20 protein-coding genes are annotated in these 22752 nt (G+C 35.7%); 11 read left to right on the top strand and 9 right to left on the bottom strand.

All coding sequences use genetic code 11. The features are described from left to right. The first annotated feature begins 89 nt into the window (after positions 1-89). The 7 genes from HU137_RS11725 (at position 90) to HU137_RS11755 (ending at position 5625) form a co-directional block, all read left to right on the top strand. On the top strand, positions 90-902 hold the full coding sequence (locus tag HU137_RS11725) for a LamG domain-containing protein (protein ID WP_182044040.1): 813 nt from the start codon (positions 90-92) through the stop codon (positions 900-902). 208 nt (positions 903-1110) lie between these two features. Next, complete coding sequence (locus tag HU137_RS11730) at positions 1111-1647, top strand: hypothetical protein (protein ID WP_182044041.1); 537 nt, start codon at positions 1111-1113, stop codon at positions 1645-1647. 10 nt (positions 1648-1657) lie between these two features. Beyond that, a complete protein-coding gene (locus HU137_RS11735) occupies positions 1658-2269 on the top strand; it encodes a hypothetical protein (RefSeq protein WP_182044042.1) in 612 nt (203 codons plus the stop codon). Then, positions 2250-3005 (top strand): sensor histidine kinase, encoded by a 756-nt coding sequence (locus HU137_RS11740; RefSeq protein WP_182044043.1) that lies wholly within the window; start codon positions 2250-2252, stop codon positions 3003-3005. Before HU137_RS11735 ends, HU137_RS11740 begins: the two co-directional genes overlap by 20 nt. Further along, positions 3002-3643, top strand: coding sequence for a response regulator transcription factor (locus HU137_RS11745; RefSeq protein WP_182044044.1), 642 nt, complete (start codon positions 3002-3004; stop codon positions 3641-3643). Before HU137_RS11740 ends, HU137_RS11745 begins: the two co-directional genes overlap by 4 nt. A gap of 54 nt (positions 3644-3697) precedes the next feature. Continuing rightward, a complete protein-coding gene (locus HU137_RS11750; RefSeq protein ID WP_182044045.1) occupies positions 3698-4339 on the top strand; it encodes a hypothetical protein in 642 nt (213 codons plus the stop codon). 128 nt (positions 4340-4467) lie between these two features. After that, positions 4468-5625, top strand: a complete 1158-nt coding sequence (locus HU137_RS11755) for a vWA domain-containing protein (RefSeq protein WP_182044046.1) — start codon at positions 4468-4470, stop codon at positions 5623-5625. A gap of 209 nt (positions 5626-5834) precedes the next feature. Here the strand turns inward: HU137_RS11755 and HU137_RS11760 are convergent, their stop codons facing one another. The 6 genes from HU137_RS11760 to HU137_RS11785 all read right to left on the bottom strand — a co-directional run bounded on the left by HU137_RS11760 (position 5835) and on the right by HU137_RS11785 (position 14914). Continuing rightward, positions 5835-6524, bottom strand: coding sequence for a response regulator transcription factor (locus tag HU137_RS11760; RefSeq protein ID WP_182044047.1), 690 nt, complete (start codon positions 6522-6524; stop codon positions 5835-5837). 3 nt (positions 6525-6527) lie between these two features. After that, positions 6528-7784, bottom strand: coding sequence for a sensor histidine kinase (locus tag HU137_RS11765; protein ID WP_182044048.1), 1257 nt, complete (start codon positions 7782-7784; stop codon positions 6528-6530). Between the two features lie 533 nt (positions 7785-8317). Beyond that, positions 8318-9826: a coiled-coil domain-containing protein gene (locus tag HU137_RS11770; protein WP_182044049.1), complete on the bottom strand. Its 1509-nt coding sequence runs from the start codon at positions 9824-9826 to the stop codon at positions 8318-8320. A gap of 197 nt (positions 9827-10023) precedes the next feature. Further along, positions 10024-11106 (bottom strand): GmrSD restriction endonuclease domain-containing protein, encoded by a 1083-nt coding sequence (locus tag HU137_RS11775; RefSeq protein ID WP_182044050.1) that lies wholly within the window; start codon positions 11104-11106, stop codon positions 10024-10026. Further along, positions 11103-12161 carry an adenine-specific methyltransferase EcoRI family protein gene (locus tag HU137_RS11780; RefSeq protein WP_182044051.1) on the bottom strand — a complete coding sequence of 353 codons (1059 nt, stop codon included), beginning with the start codon at positions 12159-12161 and terminating at the stop codon, positions 11103-11105. The genes HU137_RS11775 and HU137_RS11780 overlap by 4 nt, the downstream gene beginning before the upstream one ends. A 344-nt stretch (positions 12162-12505) precedes the next feature. Next, positions 12506-14914: a S9 family peptidase gene (locus HU137_RS11785; RefSeq protein WP_182044052.1), complete on the bottom strand. Its 2409-nt coding sequence runs from the start codon at positions 14912-14914 to the stop codon at positions 12506-12508. 155 nt (positions 14915-15069) lie between these two features. On the opposite strand from HU137_RS11785, the gene HU137_RS11790 reads away from it, so the two are divergent. From HU137_RS11790 to HU137_RS11800, 3 genes are read left to right on the top strand one after another with little or no spacing between them, the layout of a single operon-like run. Next, a complete protein-coding gene (locus HU137_RS11790) occupies positions 15070-16041 on the top strand; it encodes a polyprenyl synthetase family protein (RefSeq protein ID WP_182044053.1) in 972 nt (323 codons plus the stop codon). Continuing rightward, positions 16041-17033, top strand: a complete 993-nt coding sequence (locus tag HU137_RS11795; protein ID WP_182044054.1) for a GSCFA domain-containing protein — start codon at positions 16041-16043, stop codon at positions 17031-17033. The genes HU137_RS11790 and HU137_RS11795 overlap by 1 nt, the downstream gene beginning before the upstream one ends. Next, positions 17023-17790: a TatD family hydrolase gene (locus HU137_RS11800; RefSeq protein ID WP_182044055.1), complete on the top strand. Its 768-nt coding sequence runs from the start codon at positions 17023-17025 to the stop codon at positions 17788-17790. The genes HU137_RS11795 and HU137_RS11800 overlap by 11 nt, the downstream gene beginning before the upstream one ends. A 47-nt stretch (positions 17791-17837) precedes the next feature. On the opposite strand, the gene HU137_RS11805 is transcribed toward HU137_RS11800, so the two are convergent. Continuing rightward, positions 17838-18965, bottom strand: coding sequence for a T9SS type A sorting domain-containing protein (locus HU137_RS11805; protein ID WP_182044056.1), 1128 nt, complete (start codon positions 18963-18965; stop codon positions 17838-17840). 218 nt (positions 18966-19183) lie between these two features. Here HU137_RS11805 and HU137_RS11810 point away from each other — a divergent pair, with 218 nt between their 5' ends. Beyond that, the gene (locus HU137_RS11810; protein WP_182044057.1) at positions 19184-19615 is read left to right on the top strand and encodes an Hsp20/alpha crystallin family protein; all 432 of its coding nucleotides are present in this window, start codon (positions 19184-19186) and stop codon (positions 19613-19615) included. A 36-nt stretch (positions 19616-19651) separates the two neighbouring features. Here HU137_RS11810 and HU137_RS11815 read toward each other — a convergent pair whose 3' ends face one another. Further along, entirely contained in the window at positions 19652-20557 is a 906-nt protein-coding gene (locus HU137_RS11815; RefSeq protein WP_182044058.1) for an EamA family transporter, read from the bottom strand. Between the two features lie 31 nt (positions 20558-20588). Beyond that, positions 20589-21890 (bottom strand): 30S ribosomal protein S12 methylthiotransferase RimO, encoded by a 1302-nt coding sequence (gene rimO / locus HU137_RS11820; protein ID WP_182044059.1) that lies wholly within the window; start codon positions 21888-21890, stop codon positions 20589-20591. Between the last annotated feature and the right edge of the window lie 862 nt (positions 21891-22752).

Consider the following 22752-nt stretch of genomic DNA (forward strand, 5'->3'; position numbering starts at 1 on the left):
TTTCACCCATGGGAAAAGGAGGATTCTCCGAATCGGTTTGAAATATGCTTTGTGAATCTTTGCAATATAAATCTTAAAAACAATTAGTTATGAAAAATTTAAAATTTAACCTGCTTTATGTTGTGCTGATTATCGGTCTGATAATTTCATGTGACAATGATGATAATCCAGATCCTCAACCTGATCCCGAAGTCAGCTGTATTCCTGCAAATTTACAAACCAATCTGATTGCATTTTACCCATTTTCAGGTGGTTCTATAAATGATTTTTCCGGTAATAATTATAATTTATCTAATTCCACTACTGCTATGCCTGCTCAGGACAGAAATGGTAATGCAAATTGCGCATTTTCATTTGATGCTGCCAATGGTGAGTTTTTAACCTATGCCAATCCGACTTTTATCAATGGCTTTGATAGTCAACCTTTTTCGGTTTCGCTTTGGTTCAAGGCAGAAGGAACGAGAAGTGGAGGAATTTATGAGCAATTGATCGGAAGAGATACCGGTTTGCATTGTCCTGATACCTATGGTGAATGGTCGCTGGGTTTATATGATTGTCGTAATTCAGTTTTTGGAATCAATGATTACAGTTTATGGGGCGATGGCTATCCAAATTTTTACGGTGATACTGATTGTGCAAATGATCCTTCTACCAATGTTTGGCATCATTTGGTAGTTACCTCTGACGGAACTCCGGGAGGAACGATGATGTACATTGACGGTGTACAAACTTCAGATACGCCATCAACCGGATGTAGTAATCCACAAGGCACCAATCCTATAGGTGATTTGTTTTTAGGAAAAGAATTTACGGGAGTTTTGGATGATGTGGCTTTATTTGGTCAGGTTTTGACTCAAAGTGAAATTATGCAATTATTTGAACTCACCCCTTGTTGTTCATGATATATAAATAAATGGTGTAAAACGAATACTCGCATCTTGAATTAGTGTTTAAACCTCATACATTATCAAATATTCTACACCATCAGAAGCTTTCAATTTGTAGAGAGCTTCTTTTTTGTAGTAAAAAATTAAAAAGGGTGCTTTACCCCTTTTTTTTGCCAAGGAGCTTCTTATTTTTACAGTAATTAATTCTAAAATTCTTGAAATTATGAAAAGGAAATTTTTACCAATTCTAAGTTTGCTGTTACTTTCTTTATTTTCCTGTAAAGATGACGATGACAATGGGCATTCTCATACAGGTTGTTATATAGAAGTTCCCTGTACCGAACCAAACGGATTGATTTCAGTTGCGGAAGCAGATGTTTTGGAAGAGCATTATAAAGATGTCTTTTATGGTCTTTTTAATGAAGGCACTATGCCTTATAACGGATATGATGGAGCCGTTCGTTACATTTGGTTTGATCTGGAAGAAATCAAAAAGTATATCGTATATGTGGAACAAAATGCGCAAGATAACGGTTATGACAATCTGGGATTGCGGGTATATCTAGGCGCTAAGGATCAATTGGGGCAGGATGGAGAAGTTTATCCGCGTCAAACAGTATTTTTTGTGCCAACTACTAATCCTACCGGTGGTGATGAAGTTTCGGATAATATCAACATTGTCAATGCACAAAGACTAAATTTGGGTGGAGCCGGAATTCCGGATAGTGTAGATCAGGAAGAGGGAATAGGAGCGCCATAACTCATTATCTATGTCCGTTCAGAATTATATTTACCTTACCATCCAACTGCTTGCTTGTTGTGCCGCCATTTATTATTGGCGGCATTACAGGCAAACGCCCATGTGGATATTTCTCCCATTTTTGATTTATACTTTTTGTAATGAAATTCTGGCGATGTCTCTTTCTTCCAAATATCCGGTTAGGATTCTTTACAACTTGTATATCCTGATTTCTTTCGGTGTATATATGTATTGGTTTGACAAACTTCTCAAATTCAGATTCTGGAAATGGATTATCTGGATTTTGTTTGCGGCAGCCTTTATTTATGATGCGCTTACAATTAATCTCATTAAAAATCTTATCAAAACAACGGTAAATGTTCAGGCGGTTTTATTACTGATCTTTTCTCTTGTATTTTTTGTTAAATTGCTGAGGAGTAACCAGGTGATTCATTATCAGCGATTACCGGAATTTTGGATTGTTTGTGGTTTGCTCATGTTTTACATAGGCTTTGTTCCTTTGTCGCTTTATTTGGGACAGGGATATAATATTTTACATATTTATTACATCGCTATCATTATTTTGAATTTATTGCTGTATGGCGGATATATAATTGGATTTTATGTTTCAGGAAGGAGATAAACTGCTTTTCATAGTCGGGATTATGATTCTGATACCCTTTTCCATGGTGTTGTTATTTGTTATTTTTAATAATCGTAAAAACAAACTGATTCACCAGCAGATGGAAGAGAAGAAGAAATTTGAAACCGAACTGGCCGAATCCCAAATTGAAATAAGAGAAGAAACCCTTCGGAACATCAGTTGGGAACTTCACGACAACATAGGTCAACTCTTAACCCTTGCCAAAATTCAATTACAGAATTCAAATAAAGATCCCGGAAAAATTGACGAATCGGTTCAGATTTTGGGTGATGCGCTTCGCGAACTTAGGGCATTGTCAAAATCGGTCAATCCCGAAAGTCTGAAAAATATGAATCTGCTGGAAGCCATCAATAATGAAATCGAACGTTTCGAACGGATGAATTTTATCAAAACCGAATTTGAAATATCCGGAAGTCCTTTTGAAATTCCGCAGAAAGAAGAAATCATAATTTTTCGCATATTACAGGAATTTTTTGCCAACACCATTCGCCATTCGCGGGCAACTGAGCTCCGAATTAAAGTTATTTATAAAATGGACGAATTGGAAATCCATACTTATGATAACGGAATCGGATTTAATCCAAAAGTTGATTTTAACGGAATCGGACTCAAAAACATGAGTACCCGGGCTGCATTAATCGGAGCGAAACTATACCTGAATTCCACTCCTAATAAGGGAACCGAGTTGGTAATTAAAAAATTCTTTAAAAAATGAAACATAAAATAGCCATAGTTGACGACCATACTTTATTGTCTCAAGCCATAGGAAACCTGATTGAAAGTTTTGATGATTTTGAAACCGATGGAATTTTTCACAACGGTCAGGAATTGATTAACGCACTGAAAAATAAAACCATTCAACCTCAAATCGTTTTGATGGATGTCAATATGCCGGTTCTCAACGGAATCGAAACAACCAAAATCCTTACAAAAGAATTTCCAGACCTTTTGGTTTTGGCACTTTCGGTAGATGAAGACGAAAATACCATCATCCAAATGCTGAAATCCGGTGCAAAAGGCTATTTGAGCAAAGACATTCAGAAAGATATACTGTATTTAGCGTTGACCCATACTTTACAGCACGGCTTTTTTCATACCCAAAATGTGACCCATGCACTGCTCGGCAGTTTAAAAAAGAAAAACGAGTTGGACGACCTGAAAGAACGAGAAATAGAGTTTATACAATTGGCATGTAGTGATTTAACATATAAGGAAATTGCCGATAAAATGTTCCTAAGCCCCAAAACCATAGATAACTACCGGGATGCCGTATTTTCCAAACTTAATATAAAGAATAGAGTTGGATTGGTTTTATTTGCGATTAAATCAGGAATTTATGTGGTGGATCAATAATTTTTTTAAACAATTTTTTGATTTTTTGAAAGTTATATTTGATATCTTTTAATTATGAAAAATTTAGTTCTGTTTGTTTTGATAATCCTAAGTTTTGCAAATTGTAGGGAAGACAAAACAACAAATTCAGTTGAACAACTAAGCTATAAAAAAGATAAATATTTAGTTGAATCTCAACGAGATGTAGAGAGTTTAGATTCTTTAATTGAAGTTGAAAATGATGATTTGGAAAGAATTCGAATTCGAATTTTTCCATCGTTTGAACAAGGACATTCAATAACCTATTCGACAAGAGATCATAAAATAGGATTTTATCAAATTACTCAAACTTTGAATCGCACAGAAGATTATTACAAAATACCGGAAGGTAAAAGAGAATATCATCTATATGAATTTATGAAAAAGAATTCTTCCCAGAATTTTCAACATGAAATTATGAAAGAGGAAGAGAAAGTCATTTTAAAGCATTGGGAAGCTTTTAAAAAAGCTAATTATCAATTTAAAAATGTAGAAATGATGGATGGTGCAGAATTTTTCACTTCGATTTATGAGAGAGATACGATTGTTTATGTCAATACTAATTCGCCTTCAACTCATCAAACCAAATTATTGAAAACGTTATTTGAACTTTGTGAGAAATATACTGAAGACTCTATAACCAAAAGAAATATTTCACGTTTGAAAGAATATTTATAGAATATTAAAATATTCATTATCAGTAGTTTAATTCAAAATTTAGCATTTAACATTCAAAATTTTCAAATCTTTTCCAACCTTTTCCAAACTCTATGCATCTATGTCTATAGAAACTAAATTTTATAGATATGAAAAGTTTATTGATATCATTGGGAACGCTGGCAGTTTTATCGTCACCTGTTCAGAAAGAGGAAATAAAAAATGAATCCGTAATTTCTGTTGATACAACAGAAAATTTAGCACAGGAAAAAATCCAGGTAGCTTTGCTTCTCGATACCTCTAGCAGCATGGATGGTTTGATTGACCAAGCGAAATCCCGACTTTGGAACATTGTCAATACCTTGACAACTTTACGTTATGACGGTAAAAAACCGAGCATCGAAATCAGTTTATACGAATACGGAAATGACGGACTTTCTCCGGATGGCGGATACATCAGACAAGTAACACCTTTGACTTCCGATTTGGATTTGTTGTCGGAGAAATTATTTGCACTGCGCACCAACGGCGGTTCGGAATATTGTGGACAAGTCATTCAAACTTCCACAAATGAACTAAAATGGGACAACAATAAAAATAGCATGAAGTTGATCTATATCGCCGGAAACGAACCCTTTACACAAGGTCAGGTCAACTACATAGAAGCGATTTCAAATGCCGTAAAAAAAGGAATTTTTGTCAATACGATTCATTGCGGTGACGATTACTCCGGACAGAACGGAATGTGGAAAGACGGTGCTGACAAAGGAAAAGGCGAATATTTCTTCATCGACCACAACCAAAAAGTAATTTATATTCCTACGCCTTATGATGTACGGATTGACGATTGCAACACCCGTTTGAACAATACCTATATTTATTACGGTGCGCAAGGCGGAAAGATGAAAGAACGCCAGGAAACCCAAGACATGATGGCAGCAGAAATGAGTGCGGAAAACAAAGTGACGCGTGCTGCAGCTAAAGCGAATTACAGTTATTCGAATTCCGGTTGGGATTTGGTGGATGCCGTTTCGTTGGAAGGAACGGATATCAAAGAAATCGATAAAAAGACTTTACCGGAAAAATACCAAAATATGACCGATGCCCAGCTGAAAAAGGAAATCGATTCCATGACAGCTGAACGCAAAAAAATCCAAAAAGAGATCCTTGAATTGAACACGGAACGTGAAAAATTTATCCAAAACGAATTGGCAAAGCGTGGCGAAACCGATACCGACCTTGGCGCAGCGATAACTGAAGCCGTTTTAAAATTCGCCAACGAAAAAGGATACAAACAAGAGAAATAATTTTGGTCATTGAGTTCCGAAGAATCGGAATGATCCAATAAATACAGGTGGCTTCGATTCCGATTCTTCGGAATCAGCCACCTTAAAATTCCACTTTTTTCTTTATACCTCGTATGGGCGCAAGTCCGTCGGGGTATTTTTTTTATTTTCGAATTACGAATTACGAATTACAAACTTCGAATCTCGTATATCGTATATCGAACTTCGTCCTAATCCACTCTGAATTTAAACCCGATTCCATGCAGATTTTCAATCGTTACCGAATCATCTTCCGCAAATATTTTCCGCAATCTTGAAATAAAAACATCCAAACTTCTTCCCATAAAATAATCATCTTCGCCCCAAAGTGCTTTCAGGATTTCTTCGCGTTTTAAAACGGTGTTTTTATGGTTAATAAAAAAGGTGAGAAGTTCAGCTTCCCGTTGTGTAAGCGAAACGGTGTTGTTTTGGCAAGTAACGGTGTAATTTTTTGCGTCAAATGAACAATTCCCGACTTTATGGATTTCAGAAGTAGAAATTTTGGGCGAATTTTTCTGCGATCGTTTTAAAAAGATTTCGATTTTAAGCATCAATTCTTCGATGCTAAACGGCTTCACCAAATAATCATCGGCTCCGATTTTCAGTCCTTTGATGCGGTCTTCTTTCAGGATTTTGGCAGAGATAAACAAAATAGGAATTTCCGAATTTAACTTTCGGATTTCCGTCGCCAATTCAAATCCGTCCATTTTTGGCATCATGATATCCAGCAAACAAATGTCAAATTCTCCTTGCTGAAAGGCTTCCAAAGCGGATTCGCCGTTTTTACAATGCACGACTTCATAGATGGGTTCCAAACTGTCTTGTGTCAAAAACGCAATTGTTTCGTCATCTTCCGCATATAGAATTTTGCTTTTCGCCATTGATCATTTATTTGGAATAAAAATAGAAATAGTTAGGCCTTTTTCCACATTGTTTCGGGCAGAAATTTTCCAACCATGTTGCTGGACAATTCGTTTGACATAATAAAGTCCTAAACCGAAACCAGTTACCTCATTGCTTTTTTTGTCCGCAACCCGATAAAATTTATCAAATATGAATTTTAAATTTTTTGGAGAAACACCAATTCCATTGTCCGAAAATTCTAATTGAATTCCTTTTGCGACTTTTTGAGTTTGAATTTTTATTTCTGGTGTTTCATCGCTGTATTTGATAGAATTGTCGACGAGGTTTTGGACGACATTGGTGAAATGAAATTCGTCGGCTAGAATGGAAAGGTTAGGATCAGATTCGATTTGAATTTGAACTTCCGGATGTTTGGTTTGAATCGAATTTCGTACTGAACCTAAGATATCGACCAAATTGATGGGCACAGGATTCAGCGCCATGGCAAATTCGTCGTTTCTTGCAACGTTTAAAATTTTCTCAATATGATGGTTGAGTTTCTTGCCTTGTTGGGTGATGATTTCGGCATAGGTATGGAGTTTTTCGTTTTCCTGAATCGTTTTTTGGTTGCTTAAAGAGTTGGAAGCGAGTAGGATAGAGGAGAGTGGTGTTTTGAATTCGTGGGTCATATTGTTGATGAAATCCCGTTGCAATTCCGAATATTTCTTTTGTTGAATCAGTGTATAAATCGAATAAACATAAATCACCAAAATGAGCATCAAAACCAGTGATAAAATGATCCAAAACTTCAAAGAGCTCAATAAATAAGACTGTTCTTCCGGAAAACGAACCGCAAAATAATAGACGAGATCTTTGTATTTTTCAAATTGGATTTCCTTTTTCTGATTGGCTTCATCGTTTACTGAAATGTATTTTCCATACATCATATCGTCGCTTTCGCAGTTGTAAATGGCATATTCGAAATCGGTAATGATATTGAATTTGGTGAATTCGGTTTTCAGAAAATGTTCCAAAACCGCAGGATCGATGTCATCGTTTACATTCACGACGTAATAATCATCAGAAACTTTTTGAATCAAATCTTTGGTTGAAATTTCATGATCATTGTTGGCATAAATCTCACGAGCGACCTCCAATAAAGCGATATGGACTTTTTGGGAGAATTTTTTTTCTTCTAACGTAAAGGCTTTATAAGTCCAAACCAATTGCGCAATCAAAATCCCGATGGTTCCAATTAGACCTAATAAAATGATGGTATTTAAACGGTTGATTTTCAAATTCTAATGTTTGTTAGATGTTGGATGATGGATGTTTGATGAAGATAAAAAATACCCAAATTTCAGCATCTATCTTTCAATATTTCACAATATTACGCATTCCTCAATCGATTCAAATTCGATTAACAACTCGTTAACAAACCTTTGAGAGCGGTTAACAAGATACACCATAATTCTCCTGTACTTTTGCAAAACAAAAACGGAATAATTCCGTTAAAAGTTACAACGACTGGCAACGGTTGACTAAAATAAATAGTAAAAGAAATAAAAATAAATTTCCTAATTTTTAATTATTCAACTTGAAAAGAGAAGTGTTTCGGATGCTTCTCTTTTTTGTTTTGGGAGTATTTCGGAAGAAAGTGTAAGTCCCCCATTTTACCAACAATTCAAAACTAAACAAATTACGCACTTCTTTTCAATTTGAATTTTGCTGCGCTTAGAGAGCTTTAAAATCGGTCAGATTTTCATGGTTTTTTGTGAATTTTATCAAAAAAATGGAGTTGTGCAACGGCTAACCTTGTTAGCTACAGTTGTTATGCGATTTCTTCGTTTTCGTTTTCTTCGTTATCCTCTGCGATTGCTAGCTTTTTATCGATTGTTCGTTCAATCCCATCTGCTACTTGGTTAATTTTTCGTTCAGATTTTTTTTCAATAATTTCAGCCACTTTATTTAATCCCGGAAATTTTTGAACTTTCAGAATAGTTTTATCAAGTTTATTGGAATTTTCTAATAATTCCATAATTGGATGGTCAGACTTATTATAGTCAGAAATAAGTTTACCAGGATTTTCCGAATACATTTGTAAGAAATCTTGTAATAACTTTAATTTAAGTTCTTTAGAAATGTTATCTTCTTCCAAATCATGAATTTGTCTTGAAAGTCCTTCGAAAGTTTTACTTAAAACTTCTTTGTGTGCATATTCTTCAATTAATCTTTTAGATAAATTCATTTTTTTACTAGAAGAAATTGACAACCATAAAACAGGTATATATAATGGAAGAATAGCAATTACTAATTTTTGAGCTCTATTAATTATCACATCAAGTGAATCGTTACCAAATAAAGTAAATACGGAGATTAAAAAAGGGATTAATGAAACAGCAATCATTCCAGCAATACCATACCCAAATTGTTTTTTATGTTTTTCATAAGATTTATCTTCATCTTCTTTCTTTTTAGAAAATGCGTATGATAAACCTGCTGTAACTGCATTTGGTAATAAACTTTCAATCTTCTTATTTAGTTTTTCATATTTATCTTCCCAACCGTTTATTTGTTCGGATATTTTTTCGCTGTTTACTTCAAGAAGATTTGTTGTTCTATCTGAAGTGTTTTTTTCAAGTTCATCAAATTCTAATTTATAATCACTTACTCTTTCTTCTAAACCATCTAATGACTCTAATAGCTCTTGTTTAGAACCATTAACTTTAGTAATATTTCCTTCATCATCTTCTTCTTCGTAACCTAAAATTTCATTGTATAAGGTTTGTAATTCTATTTTTCTATTAGTTATAGATTTGATTAATTGAGATGATTTACTTTCATTTTCCTTAATTTTTGTAATTGATGTTTCTAATTCAATTATTTCGCTTTCTAGATCTGGATGATTTTCAATAGTATTTTCAAACGTAGAAATTGTTTCATTGAGTTGATCAATTCTTTCATTAAGTGTATTTAAGTTTTCAAGTGCTAAATTATTTTCGTTATTAAAACTTTCAAAATCACTTTTAATTTTTTCGATTAATTCCCCAGAAACAATCTTATTATTATCAATTATTGAATTATGACTTTCTATAGAGGCAAGAAATTCCTTAGCTTCTTCTAAAGTCTGATAAGCTTTGTTTTTAAATTCTGAGGTTCTTCTTGATGCTTCTTTAGCTTCTTTTTCATATTCGGGACTTGATTTTGTAGCTTCAATTAAATCATTTCCTAATTGTTTAATTCTATCAGCTAAAGTATTCTGAATGCTAAATAATTTTTCTGTAGATTTTTCTAATGATTTAATTTTCTGAGCATGCTCTTTATTGTCAAGAATTCCCATATTTTTTGATTTAGTGTGGTTTTACAAATGCAGCTAACGGTTTGCCGCTTTGCGTAGTGGCGGATTTTTAGCACAAAAGTTCAATCGAAGAACTGCACTTGAACCTACCACAAAACTGTCATACGAAGCACTGCACCCGCCATTACGCAAAACGGCTGTTGTAGGCTGGCGTTCTTGTTCTATGTCGTTGATATTCATTATTTTCCGCTTTTTCTTCTGTTATCGTCCTTGCACAACATTTGGCAATTTTCAGCACTTGTCTGTCCGCCTAAATGCCAAGGTGTAATGTGGTCGGCTTCCATTTCTTCAATTTTGAATTCTTCTGTGCATACAGGGCAAATTCCTTTCTGTCTTTCGTATGCTTCTCGTTTCTGATTGTCTGTAAATGCACGAATATTTAAAAATCTCTCTTTGCGTGTCAAAACGTATTCGTAAATCCCTTTTTTGTTTGTCACGTCTTCGTCTTGCATTAGTTTGGTGATTTCTTCTTCAAGTTTTTTGTGGTCAAATTTCTTGTCTTTAAACTCGTTGTAAAGAAAACCCCATTGTATGCTTTTCATTTCTTTGCGATACTTTGGAAAAACCACCTTAACCCAATTTATTACGCTTTGAAAATACAACCACAAGTCATTTGCATTTGGCTCGTGTTGTTGCTTTGCCATATAATGCTCAATATCGTCATTGCTTATCCATTTGATTGTTGTTTCCAAATAGTCTTGTCTAATTGCTGAACCATTCAAATAATCGCCACCCAAACCGTATGCAGCACAACCGTTTTTACTGAAATATCTTTTAGCGTCTGAAACCCACGAACCTGAATAAACTGCATTTCTTAATTCTTGGTCGGTTAGTTTTTCTCCTGCAATGTTGATTGTCTTGAACCACTCTAATTTTTCGCTGTCTGTTCCGCTACACAGATAAACCATTATTTTGTAGTTCAAAATTTGCTCTTGTTCATCTTTCTGTAAGTTGTGGAAGTATCTGCTTTTAAATGCAAAATCTCCTTCCACGAATTGACTTATTGAAATTGTCCGTTGTTGCCCGTCAATAACTTCAAAATTGCCGTCTTCACGAACTGCCCAATACATTACGTTCAAAGGATAGTCTTTTGTAATAGTGTCTATTACAGCTTCACGTTGTTTGTCTTTGTAAATAAATTCACGTTGGTAGGGTGGACGAATGTCCAATTTACCACCATATCCAATAACTCCGTTTTCTTGATTGTCTTCGTAACCGTTTGTAAGGTCTCGGACTGTTATTTCTTTAAGTTCAATTTTCATTTTTGGACTTTCTTATTTCTAATTATTATTCGTGAATACGGAACAGTTACAACTCCGTCAACCATCATATACAAATCTCCGTCAACTGCTCCACGTTTCTGAACTTCCTTTCTGTATTTCTTATGTTCAGGCTTGTATGGTTCAATTCCCATTTCAAGACCTAAATTTGCAATGCCTACACCAATAATCTCAAATTGGTCAGGATTGTATTTGTCCATAAAAGTTATTGGAACTCCCATAAAACCTTCATAGTCCATTGGAATGTCTTTAGTTACGTCAACATTGATTGCATCAAAATTTTCATATTTTGGATATTCTTCTGGTGTGTATTTTTTGTAAAGGATTAAGTCTTCGTGTCTTTTATTGATTTCAAGATTGGTGAACCAATGAACGCCCGAAACTCTTATCATTCCTTCTTTTCGGTCTGTTGCAGTTGCGTAATCTTCATAGTGTTCGTTTATGAAATGTCCTGCACCACCTTTAAAACCGTAGCCTAACCAAAGTTTGTTGTCTCTGATTAACGGAAATATTTCCTTATACTTAATTGCATTTTGATGTCCGACAATTATAAACTTTTTGTCGTATTCAATAAGTTGAGAAACGTATTCACGAAAAAGTGAAAAAGGTGGATTTGTTACAACAATGTCGGCTTGTTTCAAAAGTTCAATACACTCTTTACTTCTAAAATCTCCATCTCCTTTGAGTTTTTTTATTCCGATTTCGTTTGGGTCGGGAACATTGTTTCCGTTTTTGTCGCCCGTATATTCTAAATAGATTGCCTGTTCAGAATTGTTTTGGCTGAACAAGTCCATATCTTGACTTTTATAGCAAGTCGCAATGAGTTTTTTAAGTCCGAGTTTCTCAAAGTTGTATGAGAAGAAATGAAAGAAGTTGCTCACTCGTGGGTCGTCACAGTTACAATAAACGACTTTGTCCTTAAAGTGCTTTTTGTAATACTTTAACTCTCTTTCAATGTCGGAAAGCTGTGTATAAAACTCGTCCTTTTTATTGGTCTTCGCTTGATTTAGATTTTTATTCTGTGCTTTCTCAGTCATTATGTTGTTTACTTTTTTCTTTCGGTTTCAAAGTTAATATTATGTTCTTCTGTCCGTCCATTTCTTGGTTGCGGTGTCGTCTTTTACGCTTGCCTACAACTCTCAAATATACGCAACTCCCAAATTCATTTGAAAACGTTTAAAATCAAATAATTTGCTACTGGGGAAATGTATATCCAAGTGTAAATATTTATAATCGGTTAAACTTTCCGGATAGGGTTTCCAATAAACACGACACACCCATAAATAAGGTTTTGGGAGTTGAGGTTTTAGTAGAAATCCTTTCGGCTGAACCAAAAATAATAATTTCTTTTTAATTTCCTTTTGTCAGTATTGAAATGGTTTTACTTCAACCATTTCTCCAAAAACTGATCTTGTTCCCAGAGCAGGTGCAGGATGTTTTCTTTGGCAACATATCCATGGCTTTCTTTGGGAAGAATCACCATCCGCACCGGAGCACCGAGTCCTTTTAATGCTTGAAAATACCGTTCGGTTTGGAGCGTAAAAGTTCCCGGATTATTGTCCGCTTCACCATGGGTGAGGAGCAAAGGTGTTTTCATTTTTTCAGCATTCATAAAAGGCGACATCGTATTGTAAACATCCGGTACTTCCCAATAATTTCTTTGTTCTCTCTGGAATCCAAATGGAGTGAGCGTACGGTTGTAGGCACCGCTTCTGGCGATTCCGCAGGCAAATAAATCGGAATGGGTGAGGAGGTTCGCGGTCATAAAAGCACCATAGGAATGTCCGCCTACGCCTACTTTTTTCCGATCGATGTATCCCAGTTTGTCCACCGCATCGATGGCGGCTTCAGCATTCCAAACCAATTGTTCGATGAATGTATCGTTGGGCTCGGTGGTTCCTTCACCGATGATCGGGAAGGCAGCGTCATCCAGTACGGCATAGCCACGGGTTACCCAATACACAAAACTCCCATAGTAAGGAAAAGTAAATTCGTTTGGATTTTGGGAAGATTGACCTGCGCTGTTTTTGTCTTTGTATTCAGCTGGATACGCCCAAATTAACAATGGTAATTTCTCTTTTTTAGTTTTATCGTAACCGGCTGGAAGGTAGAGTGTTCCGGAGAGTTCGACGCCGTCTTTTCGTTTGTATTGGATGACTTCTTTGTGGACATCTTTGATGCTTTCAAACGGATTTTGAAAATGGGTCAATTGATTTAAACTTTTCTTTTTGTTTAGATTTCGGAAAAAATAATTTGGATATTCCGTAGCCGATTCTATTCTGACCAATGCTTTTCCTTTTTTGAAATCACTGATCGTGATGATGTTTTCTTTTTTGTCTTCGTAGGTGGATTGGTACCAACGATTTGTTTTCAATGAATTCAAATCCAATTTGTCGATAAATGGAAATTGACCTTCTTTTGTAAATCCGTCACCGATCAAATAGGCAGTATTATTATCAATGGCCAAAACATTTTTTCCGAACTTATTTTTTCTCGTTTCAAATGTTCCGGGATCGCTGTAAATATCTTGAAAATTTCGATCTGAAATCAATTTCAAAGGTGCATTGGATTTCGATGGATCCAACAAAAACGTGCGGATATTCCGCGTATCGTACCAATAATCATAGATGATCGCCGTGTTTTCATTTCCCCATTCCATGCCGCGGAAGCGTTGTTCCAATTTGGCCAACAGGACAGGGTTTGCATCAAAAGGCGCTTTCCAAGTATAAACCGCATCTCTATGCGGAACTTTTACTTCAGGATCACCTTGGTCCAAAGCTTCAATGTAAACCAAAGTCGCTTCCAAATCCGGTCGCCAATACATCGCTCTTTTTCCTTTTCTCACCGACATAAAACCTTTGGGCATGATTTCGGCCAATTCCAATTGATTGACTTTTTTGGTCAATTTTCCTTCTTTTGTATAAACAGAATATTCAGATGGAAATCGGTTCAGCGGAACCAAATAAGAAAAGGGTTTCTCGATGGTGGAAATCAATACATAATTTCCGTCTGGCGAAAAACTGATGTTTTGGTACATCGCTTTTTCTTTAAAAAGTGAAGTTTGACCGTTGATATTGACTTTGTAGATTTCGGTTGTGGTGATTTGTTCAAAATTGAATTCGTCGGTTTTATTTTTTAATAAATCTTGGTAAGTTCTGTTCTGCGAAACCGAACCGTCCGAATTCGAAACAATCGGTCCTTCCGGTAAATCTTTTTTGGAATCGATTAATTTTAAATCCTTCTGAACCGTCGTGATCAGCATATTTTGATTGTCCGAAAACCAAGTAATCGGATTTCCTAAATTGGCATTTAAAGGTTGAGTCGAAATTTTTTGTGCAGCAGCTGATTTCACATCCAAAACCCAAAGTTCCAAACCATTTTTTCCCGTATGGGTAAAGGCAATTTTGCTTTCATCCGGCGACCAAGTGAGGTAAGCGATTTTTGGATTTTCAGGAAGTCCGGTAACTTGAATTTCATTTTTCTCCGAAATCTTTCTGACTTTGATGTTGTTCAAATAAGTAATGGTGCTGGAAATATGATGATTGGGGTTGATGCGCAATCCTGCCAATCTTAATTCATCCTGATTCAAGTCATCCAGCGTTTTATAGGTATCCCGATAGGTCATGATCATGAAATTTTTGTCGGAATCCATCATCACACTGGGTGCTCTTTCATATTCGACCAAATCCAAAATTTCTTTGGGCGGTTTTTGAAAGCTGATGTTTTCTTGGGCAAAAAGTCCTGAAAATAAGGAAGAAATCAATAAAAGGGAAACTAATCTTTTGGTCATGAATTGAATTTTTAGAAAATCATAAGTTTCAAATATAAGCAAACTGATTTCAAATCTAAGAAGTAGGAGAAGGTGAAATTTCTCATATTCTCTTTCCAATTGTTTTTCCAACTTCAAGGCTTGGCTTATCTTTGCGACAACAAGAAAGAATAACTATGAGTGTCATCGAACAGTACCAGGAATTGATCAATGCTGAATTGGAAAAAAATTCGTTTATAGGCATGGCGCCAAAAGCGCTTTATGAGCCATGTGATTATATTTTAAGCATAGGAGGAAAACGGCTTCGGCCTGTAATCGTAATGCTAGGTTCTTATGTTTTTGACGGAAAACCTGAAAAAGTAGTTAAACCTGCATTGGCGATAGAATATTTTCATAACTTTTCATTGATGCATGATGACATCATGGATGAAGCACCACTGCGTAGAGGCAAAGAAACAGTTCATTTAAAATACAATGTCAATACGGGAATTCTTTCCGGTGATGCGATGCTGATTCAGGCCTATCGTATGTTTGAAGATCTGCCGGCAGAACAGTTCAAAGCCGTAACCCAATTATTTTCCAAAACAGCTGTAGAACTTTGTGAAGGTCAACAATACGACATGAATTTTGAAACCCAAAATGAAGTTTCTTATGAGGAATACATCCAAATGATTACCCTAAAAACCGGTGTGATGATGGGTGCTTCTCTTCAAATCGGCGCCATGATAGCCGATGCGAAAGAAGAGGATTATTTGAATTTATATGAATTCGGTAAAAATTTGGGGATTGCATTTCAGTTAAAAGATGATTATCTGGATGTGTTTGGTCAACAGGATTTTGGGAAAATTCACGCCGGTGATATCATCGAAAATAAAAAGACGATTCTGTACATCAAAGCACTTGAATTGGCAGATGAGCATGATAGGAAGGAATTGAAGTTTTGGTATGGAATGAAAACAGATAACGTCGATAAGGTTTATGCCGTGGAGAAAATATTCCGTGTTTCAAAAGTTGATTTCGAAGTGATGACCTTAATCGGTCATTATACTGACATCGCCATGAGTTATCTCAATAAAATCGAAGTGGAAGAAGAAAAGAAACTTCAACTCAAAGAATTGGCGGGCTCGCTGATAGATAGACAAATCTAATGAAATTCAGAACCGAATTACAAATTCCGGAATCAGATCAAAAGATTAATCATTCTCGTAAAATCATGGGAATCGGTTCCTGTTTTGTCGACGAATTGGGTGAAAAGTTGGCAGATGCTAAATTTCAAGTTTTACGCAATCCTTTTGGCACTTTGTTTCATCCACTTGCCATTGAAAATGCGCTGGCGCGAATTCATTCGTTTACCCAATATACTCGAGAGGAAATTTTACAATACGGTGAAATCTTTTTCAGCTGGGACCATCATAGTGCTTTTAATCGTATTTCGCCGGAGGAAACTTTGGACAATATCAATGCGGAATTACAAAAAGCCAATGACTTTATTCAGCAGACCGATGTTTTTCTATTGACTTTCGGTACAGCTTGGGTCTATCAAATGACCGAAATGGGTATTTTTGTGGCCAATTGTCATAAGGTTCCGCAAAAGTATTTTGAAAAATATTTGTTGGATGACCAGCAGATCCAAACCTCAATTCGGAATTGTTTCAATTTGATTCTGGACATCAACCCAAAAGCCCAAATCATCGTTACCATAAGTCCGGTACGGCATACGAAAGATGGAATTGTGGAAAATTCATTGAGCAAATCCAAATTGATTTCTAATTTGTTTCAAGTCGCTTCTCAGTTTGAAAATGTGGATTATTTTCCGGCTTATGAATTGATGATGGATGATTTGCGGGATTATCGTTTTTATAAAGAAGATTTGGTGCATCCAAATGAATTAGGAGTTGAATATATCTGGGAGAAATTTTCTCAAACCTATTTTGATTATCTCACGGTTGACAATATTAAAATTGCCGGGAAAATCAAGTCGGCAATGGCGCATAGACCTATGAATTCAAAAACCACGGCATATAAAGAATTTCTTTATAAAACAGCAAAACAAATAGAATCAGCAGAATTTCTTTTCCCAAAAAACAGTTTCCAAAAAGAAAAATTAATGTTGCAAAAAATGATCGAAAATGTTGATTGACACCCATACACATCTTTATTCGGAAGAATTTGACACGGATAGACCTGAAATGATTCAGCGAGCAAAAGAAGCTGGAATCGAGCGGTTTTATATTCCGGCGATTGATTCGACTTACACAGAGCGGATGTTGGATCTGGAGCGGAATTATCCTCAAGAAATGCATCTGATGATGGGACTGCATCCTACTTCCGTTCAACCTGAAACTTTTGAATTTGAATTGGAAGAAGTAAAAAAATGGTTGGACAAAAGGGCATTTTCTGCGGTTGGAGAAATCGGGATCGATTTGTATTGGGACAAATCGACTTTGGGCATCCAGCAACAGGCATTTAAAAAACAAATTGGATGGGCCAAGGAAAAAGAATTGCCCATTGTGATTCATTGTCGTGAGAGTTTTGACGAAATTTTTGAAGTGCTTGAAGAGGAAAAAGACGAAAAACTATTCGGTATTTTTCATTGTTTCACCGGAACAAAAGAACAGGCAGTCCGTGCTATCGGTTTCAATATGAAATTGGGAATAGGAGGGGTCGTAACGTTTAAAAACGGAAAGATCGATCAGTTTATCAACGAAATTCCTTTGGAACACATCGTTTTGGAAACAGATTCACCCTATTTGGCTCCGGTTCCTTATCGCGGGAAAAGAAATGAATCTGCCTATATTCAAAATGTGGTCAAAAAATTGGCGGATGTTTATGGATTGAGTGAAAAAGAAATAGCTCAATCTACTTCTCAGAACGCATTGTCTGTTTTTGTAAATTGAGCTATCCTTGTTTTTCCAAACTTTCGGTTTGAAATTAAAGACAGAAATTATCGTACCAGCGTAAATTTGGTATTAATTACTTCAATGCCTTTTTGATTAACAGCTTTTAAAACATAAATTCCGGGTTGCAAAGTACCGTTAAGGCTAACTTTAAAATCTCCTATTTTATTTACGGATAAAGATTTGGAATAGATTTGTTTATTGTTAAGATTCCAAACTGTCACTTGCAATGTGGAATTTTCATTTGATTTTGAAACGATGTTCAATTCACTGTCTTTTACGATTGTCGGATATAAACTATAATAAGAAGAGGCTTCGGTGATTTCATCCATCAAATCTTGACGTAAAAAATAAGGGCTCGCCATGTCATAAACCGGCAAATCATAATCAGCTTTGAAACTGGCCTCTAGGGTTTGGATGTCCATGGTATAAAATCCATGAGCAGAAGATGTGGCCAGTAAAACATTTCCATCTTTTGTAACGGCAGCACCGTTAACGGTATAACCATCAGCCAAACCTTTTATTTTCCCTACATATCCTGAACTCAATTGATTGGGATTGATTTTAAAAACATGTCCTGCAGCACTGAAAACATATAGATTTCCAAATGCATCTGCAATCATATCGCCTCCAAAACTCAATTTTTCGTCACCCAAAGCTTTTGCTTTTTCACCAACGATCTGGATGCTTCCTAAATTTTGAACCGTTCCGCCGGCGGAAATTTTTAATAATTCAGAACCGTTGTTATTCAAAGCATACATAAATCCATCAGAACCGGTAGTCATTCTCGCAAAATAAGTAGCTTGGTTTTTGTTGTCCATCACAGAATTTGGGATTTCAAACTGAGCTCCGGATTTGGAAGTAACGTTTACGCTTGAAACTTTGGTTCCGTTCATGGGGATGTAAAATAGATCTCCAGACTCAGAAACAGTCATTGCAGCGATGTATTTCCCACAACTACAGGTTTTGGTTACTTCAGTAGTCATGTTTTCAAAATTGATTTTATCTGATTTGGTTAAAACGACGTTGGTCGAACCTAAATGATTCAGGTCTATTTTTCTAAAATCTTGAAAGTCAATTTTTCCTTTGTTTAACCCGGTAGCAATTGTGATATCTTGTGCATTAAGAAAAGAACCGGCAATCATTACCGAACATAATAGTAAAGCTTTTTTCATTTCAAATTCTTTTTGGATTTCTGCAAATAAAGTTAAGGATAAAAATCAAATGATGTGTTAATTTCTATGAATTTCTAAATTTAAGACATTTTGACGTATAAATCATTGAAATCATAAGAATTTCAGACAAAATGGCGTAAAAAAATGACTGAAATTCCGATTGGAATGCAAATTGAATTTTCCAAAACCAATAATTTAAACTTTAAAATTTAGACAATATGAATACAATGATGAAAAGAAACCCGGATTTATTTGGCGGATTTATGGACAACTTTTGGAACGATTCCAACTGGTTTAAACCGGAATTGAATTCCAAATTCTCTGTACCGGCCGTTAATATTAAAAATAGCGAGAATGAATTTGAAATCGAATTGGCCGCTCCCGGTCTGAAAAAAGAAGATTTCAATATTGAAGTAGAAGAAAATGTTTTGAAATTAAGTGTAAACAAATTGGCTGAAAACCTGGAGGAAAAAGAGAACTATACCCGAAAGGAATTCAGTTATTTCAACTTCCAAAGAAGTTTTGCCCTGCCAAAGGATTTGGTGGATACCGAAAATGTGCAGGCAACTTATGCAGATGGGATTCTTAAAGTTTTACTTCCAAAACAAAAGGAATTAAAAGAATCCGTAAAGAAAATTACAGTCCAGTAAAATTCATTATCAAATAGTTACGGATAGCCTGGCGATTCAGTTCGTCAGGCTTTTTTTGGGTCGAATTAATTGCGAAATCAAAGGAAGATTAAACAAAATTACCGAGAAAAAAACCACCGAATAAGCTATGATTTTAACCGAATCCATTTCTTCTTTGAAATACAATAAGGCCAATAAAAAACTGAAAACGGGATTCATGTAAATGAAAATTCCGGCTGTAGAAGAATTCAGCTTGTTGAGCGAAAAGACATTTAAAAACATCGGAAGTATTGTAAAAACACCCGCAATCAGAAAAACAATTCCATAAAAATAGGCGCCTTTTTCAGGCAATTCTTGTTGCTGACTATACAGCGGCAGTAAAATAATCGTTCCGCAAACAATTTGAAAGGTCAATGTGAAAAATCGGTCGAGTTGTTGGTTTTTCTTTTGTAAAATTAAATAAATCGCATAAGAAAGGGCAATGATAAAACTGTAAAAAACGTCCATAAAATGTCCGATGGAAAGCAAAATACAACTCATTAAACTCAGTAATACCGCAATCCATTGCACTTTTGAAAGTCTGTCCTTCAGGATGATATAAGCCAAAACCGTGGTAATGATAGGGCAGAGCATATAAGCCAGCGAGGTTGCATTTACGCTGATTCGGTTCATCACATAAATGAAAAGGTACCAATTGATTGCCAATAAAATCGAACTCACCAGGTTGAGAAAGATTAATTTCCGTCGGTTTTGCGGATTTAAATTTTTAAAAATTCGGAGGTTTTCTAGACTGATTTTTCTTCGAAAAAGTAAGCTAATCGCCAAAATCAAAACGCTGGCCATTAAAACCCTCGATAAAAGAATGTCCAATGAGGCGTAGTTCTCAATGGCTTTTAAGGGTAAGCTAAACAATCCCCAAATGATAAAGGCAGACATCACTGCCAAATAGTATTTTGCGTTCATAATTGGGAGCAGGAGCTTTGAAAAATAATGATTAGATCAGTTTTCCGAACAAATCAAATTCTTCTGCAGATTCAATTTCAACTGTGACAAATTCACCAATGGATAGGTAAATATTTTCAGCCGGAATCAAAACTTCATTGTCCACGTCAGGCGAATCAAATTCCGTGCGTCCCACAAAGTAATTGCCTTCTTTTCGGTCGATCAAAACTTTGAATGTTTTGCCAATTTTTTCCTGGTTCAATTCCCAAGAAATCTGCGACTGAACTTCCATGATTTCGTCCACTCTTTTTTGTTTCACATCTGCCGGAACATCATCCTCCAAACCAAAAGCATGTGTGTTTTCTTCATGAGAATACGTAAAACAACCCAATCGGTCAAATCGTTGCGTCCTGACCCATTCTTTCATTTCTTGAAAATGTGCTTCCGTTTCACCCGGATAACCACAAATCAAAGTCGTTCTGATTGCCATTCCCGGCACTTTTTCCCTGAATTTATCCAACAAAGCATTGGTTTTTTCATAGGTAGTTCCTCGACGCATCGATTTTAGAATTTCTGTCGAAATATGTTGCAAAGGAATATCGATGTAATTACAAACTTTGGGTTCTTCACGGATGACATCGAGCACATCTTCCGGAAAACCGCTCGGGAATGCATAATGCAAACGAATCCACTGAATTCCTTCAACTTTTACCAGTTCTTTCAGCAAATCGGCCAATGCGCGTTTTTTATAAATGTCCAATCCATAATACGTCAAATCTTGGGCAATTAAAATCAATTCTTTGGTTCCTTTTTTAGCTAAATTTTTGGCTTCTTTTACCAAATCTTCGATCGGGGTGGAGCGGTGTCCACCGCGCATAAGTGGAATGGCACAAAAGGAACAAGGGCGATCGCAACCTTCTGAAATTTTCAAATAGGCATAATGACGAGGTGTAGTGGTCAATCGCTCACCCACCAATTCGTGCTTATAATCCGCGCCCAAAGCTTTTAATAATAAAGGCAAATCCCGCGTTCCGAAATATTGATCCACATCCGGTATTTCCCTTTCCAAATCAGGTTTATAGCGTTCCGAAAGACAACCCGTTACGAAAACTTTTTCTACCAAACCCTCTTCTTTTCGCTGAACGAAATCAAGGATTGTATTCACGCTTTCTTCTTTGGCATTGTCAATGAAACCACAAGTATTAATCACCACGATTTCACCTTGTTTTTCATGAACGACTTCTTTGCCGTTGGCTTTGAGTTGTCCCATCAAAACCTCTGAATCATAGACGTTTTTGGAACAGCCAAGTGTGACGATGTTGATTTTCTTCTTCCCGGTGGATTTTGTGCGCATAATTTTCAGAAAATTCGAAGTGCAAATTTACGGGTTTTAATCGATTTAGATTCATAGATGGTTTTTAAAATCTTTCATTTTAAATTTCATACCGATTTTCAGGAAATAATATTTCAGAAAAGCTCATTCTTTAAAGGATAGCAATCTGCTGCAATTTGGTGTGAAAAAGTCAGCACGGCAAAAGACGAAGCGGCAGCGAAGAAATCGAAGATTATCTCCTTTTAGTCGATGAATGATATTTCGACGAAGTCAATTTCGCCACAACGGTTTGCAGCTTGGCGAAGTGGCGGAAATCGAAGCACAAATGTTCAGTTTTGTACAAAAGTTCAAACGAAGAACTGCCGTTGAATTTTGCACTTAACCCGCTCTTTTGCAAAACCGATGTTAGCGGTAGTGCTTTTATTTACGCATTAATTATTGATTTAATCATTTTCAGTTTCGTAATTTTTCTTCAGTTCACTTATTTTACTTCAGGTTTAGTTGCCTTTTTGAAATTTAATTTCCAACTCTATTTTAATAGAAGCTCAATAGAATGTTCAAATATTTTGTGGCAAAAAAGCAAAATCCGATAATTGACAGATTTATAAATGCTCTGAAAATCCACTTTTTGTCAGATAAATTGTAATTAAGTTGTTTTGAAATGACAACAAAAATTGACATTAACAAAAACCAAACAGTAAAGAACAATGAAAGTTTTCCTCTTATGAATGTTGTTACTAAATCGTGGATAAAGCCACAGAAAACAAATGTTAGAATTAAAGAAAGTATTAATGGAAATATTCGTTTTAATGGACGGAATATTTTTGTTCCTAAATAATAGCTAAAGATTGGATTCCAATAGTTCCAAAATGTATGAAAGTTT

Origin of the sequence: Moheibacter lacus, assembly GCF_014042165.1 — a bacterium.
Lineage (GTDB): Bacteria > Bacteroidota > Bacteroidia > Flavobacteriales > Weeksellaceae > Moheibacter > Moheibacter lacus.

Excerpts from the sequence above, each read along its gene's own strand:
- HU137_RS11725 (WP_182044040.1), top strand. The coding sequence starts at position 90 with ATGAAAAATTTAAAATTTAACCTGCTTTATGTTGTGCTGATTATCGGT.
- HU137_RS11730 (WP_182044041.1), top strand. The coding sequence starts at position 1,111 with ATGAAAAGGAAATTTTTACCAATTCTAAGTTTGCTGTTACTTTCTTTA.
- HU137_RS11735 (WP_182044042.1), top strand. The coding sequence starts at position 1,658 with ATGTCCGTTCAGAATTATATTTACCTTACCATCCAACTGCTTGCTTGT.
- HU137_RS11740 (WP_182044043.1), top strand. The coding sequence starts at position 2,250 with ATGTTTCAGGAAGGAGATAAACTGCTTTTCATAGTCGGGATTATGATT.
- HU137_RS11745 (WP_182044044.1), top strand. The coding sequence starts at position 3,002 with ATGAAACATAAAATAGCCATAGTTGACGACCATACTTTATTGTCTCAA.
- HU137_RS11750 (WP_182044045.1), top strand. The coding sequence starts at position 3,698 with ATGAAAAATTTAGTTCTGTTTGTTTTGATAATCCTAAGTTTTGCAAAT.
- HU137_RS11755 (WP_182044046.1), top strand. The coding sequence starts at position 4,468 with ATGAAAAGTTTATTGATATCATTGGGAACGCTGGCAGTTTTATCGTCA.
- HU137_RS11760 (WP_182044047.1), bottom strand. The coding sequence starts at position 6,524 with ATGGCGAAAAGCAAAATTCTATATGCGGAAGATGACGAAACAATTGCG.
- HU137_RS11770 (WP_182044049.1), bottom strand. The coding sequence starts at position 9,826 with ATGGGAATTCTTGACAATAAAGAGCATGCTCAGAAAATTAAATCATTA.
- HU137_RS11775 (WP_182044050.1), bottom strand. The coding sequence starts at position 11,106 with ATGAAAATTGAACTTAAAGAAATAACAGTCCGAGACCTTACAAACGGT.
- HU137_RS11780 (WP_182044051.1), bottom strand. The coding sequence starts at position 12,161 with ATGACTGAGAAAGCACAGAATAAAAATCTAAATCAAGCGAAGACCAAT.
- HU137_RS11785 (WP_182044052.1), bottom strand. The coding sequence starts at position 14,914 with ATGACCAAAAGATTAGTTTCCCTTTTATTGATTTCTTCCTTATTTTCA.
- HU137_RS11790 (WP_182044053.1), top strand. The coding sequence starts at position 15,070 with ATGAGTGTCATCGAACAGTACCAGGAATTGATCAATGCTGAATTGGAA.
- HU137_RS11795 (WP_182044054.1), top strand. The coding sequence starts at position 16,041 with ATGAAATTCAGAACCGAATTACAAATTCCGGAATCAGATCAAAAGATT.
- HU137_RS11800 (WP_182044055.1), top strand. The coding sequence starts at position 17,023 with ATGTTGATTGACACCCATACACATCTTTATTCGGAAGAATTTGACACG.
- HU137_RS11805 (WP_182044056.1), bottom strand. The coding sequence starts at position 18,965 with ATGAAAAAAGCTTTACTATTATGTTCGGTAATGATTGCCGGTTCTTTT.
- HU137_RS11810 (WP_182044057.1), top strand. The coding sequence starts at position 19,184 with ATGAATACAATGATGAAAAGAAACCCGGATTTATTTGGCGGATTTATG.
- HU137_RS11815 (WP_182044058.1), bottom strand. The coding sequence starts at position 20,557 with ATGAACGCAAAATACTATTTGGCAGTGATGTCTGCCTTTATCATTTGG.
- rimO (WP_182044059.1), bottom strand. The coding sequence starts at position 21,890 with ATGCGCACAAAATCCACCGGGAAGAAGAAAATCAACATCGTCACACTT.